The organism is Chryseobacterium culicis (assembly GCF_002979755.1).
In the GTDB taxonomy this organism is placed as follows: Bacteria; Bacteroidota; Bacteroidia; order Flavobacteriales; family Weeksellaceae; genus Chryseobacterium; species Chryseobacterium culicis_A.
The window spans coordinates 1-2,298 of the sequence record NZ_PCPP01000011.1 but is presented as its reverse complement, the minus strand read 5'-3'; the positions used below and the strand labels follow the sequence as shown (position 1 = coordinate 2,298).

General features: G+C 39.7%; 2 protein-coding genes. Both read left to right on the top strand.

Annotated elements, in window-relative coordinates:
* On the top strand, positions 1-243 hold a 243-nt coding region (locus CQ022_RS22715), incomplete at its 5' end, for a hypothetical protein (RefSeq protein WP_228421870.1).
* Positions 244-248: 5 nt separating this feature from the next.
* On the top strand, positions 249-2,298 hold a 2,050-nt coding region (locus CQ022_RS22710), incomplete at its 3' end, for a DUF6443 domain-containing protein (RefSeq protein ID WP_228421877.1).

The following is a 2,298-nucleotide window of genomic DNA, read 5'->3' as shown; positions in this document are numbered from 1 at the left end:
GCATTTTTATCTGCATTGAATACCTTCAGAATGAACGCTTCATTATCTGCTTATCAGGTGACCACCTATACGTACGATCCATTGATAGGCGTAAGAAGCATTACTCCTCCTTCAGGACTCAGTGAGTTTTATATTTATGATACTGCTAATCGATTGAAAGAAATCCGTCAGCAGGAAAAAGAAAGCAGTGGAAATACGATCTATAAAACGGTAAAAGAATTCCAATATAACTATAAAAACTAAAACCGATGAAAAAGATATTAATTCCCATAGGAATATTCATCATAGGAATTGCCCAGGCGCAGCTTACCAGTACCGAAAATTATGTGTACTCAAAGACGTATTTGTCAGATCCTACGCTTGCGAATGTTAAAAGCTCAGAAACCGTTCAGTATTTTGACGGGTTGGGAAGACCCAAACAAATTGTCAATGTCAAAGCCTCTCCATTAGGAAAAGATGTTGTAACCCCTATTGTATATGATGGTTTCGGGAGACAGGTGTTGGACTATCTGCCCGTGCCTCAGGGAGGAACTCTCAGTGGCGGCATTGTTGCCAATCCCTTAGCCAATGTAAGCAGTACACCATATAGTACGGAGAAAATCTATTCAGAGAAAATTCTGGAAAGCTCTCCGTTAAATCGTGTTTTAGGACAAAAGCAGGTGGGAAATGCATGGGCTAACAAACCTGTACAATTTGGATACCAGGCTAATGTCACTGGAGACGTTAAAAAATATACCACTACTTTTAACTATACCAATTTTGAATCCAAATTACTTGCACCAGGCTCCTATGGAACAGGAGAGTTGTATAAAAATACAGTGACTGATGAAGACGGAAACCCAACTATTGAATTTAAAAATGCTCAGGGACAGGTTTTGCTGGTAAGAAAAGTCATCAGTGCTACAGAAAATGCCGATACCTATTATGTTTATAATGACTATAATCAGCTGGCTTTTGTGATTCCTCCCAAAGCGGCTTTAGAATCAGATCCCAATACCGTGCTTAACGATTTATGCTACCAGTATAAATATGACAGCAAAAACCGTCTGGTAGAAAAAAAACTGCCCGGAAAAGGCTGGGAGTATATGGTGTACAATAAAGCAGATCAGCTTATTCTGACTCAAGATACAGTTCTTAAAGGAAAAGGACAATGGCTCTTTACCAAGTATGACCAGTTTGGAAGAACCATTTATACAGGAATCACCAATAATACAGCCAATAGGGTATCGATACAAAACAGTGCGAATGTCAATACCGTTTTATATGAAACCCGAACGGCTGCGGTGGGATTTACCTTAAACGGTATGGCGGTATACTATACCAAGCTTTCCACCCCTTCCAATGTTAGCCAGGTATTAAGTGTTAATTATTATGACAGCTATCCACCAGGCTCTTCAGCGGTTACCAATGTATTTGCCCAGCCTCTTCTTACGGACAATCCGGCTCAGGAAAGAACCACCAAGGGATTGCTTACCGCTTCCTATATCAAAAATATAGAAGATGATCAATGGACGCGTAACTTTATCTGGTATGATACCAAAGGAAGAAATATCGGTTCAAGAAGCAATAACCATTTGGGTGGTTATACGGTAGTTAACAATAAACTTGACTTTACAGGAGTTGTCCTTCAGAGCAATACCTACCATAGAAGATTGGGTTCGGATCCTGAAAAGGCTATTGTAGAAAAATTCACCTATGATCCTCAGAACAGGCTTCTGACCCATACCCATCAGGTGGGCAGCAATCCTGTTGAATACCTCACACAGAATAAGTATAATGAGATTTCCCAGTTGGAATCCAAGAAAGTAGGAGGAACAGCTGCTGCATCCCCATTACAAACCATAGATTACCAATACAATATCCGGGGGTGGATAACCAGGATCAATAATCCTGCGAATCTGAATGGGAAACTTTTTGGGTATGAGGTAAAATACAATAATCCTGTCTATACCAGCATCTCTTCCGGCAGGTTCAATGGAAATATTGCAGAAATAGATTGGAAAAATTCTTCACAGGATATTCTGAAAAGGTACAATTATACCTACGATAAACTTAATCGATTAACTGATGCCGAATATGCAGAACCGGAGACAACCAATCCGCACAACAAGAATTTTGATGAACGTTTGACCTATGATGTCAACGGAAATATTACATTCTTAAAAAGAAATGCGATCCCTGTTTTTGGGGCCACCTCTACGCTGGTAGATGATCTTGCCTATAAATATACAGGAAACCGCCTGAACCAGATTATTGAAAGCTCATTAAATGATACAGGCTATGAAGGAGGAAATAATA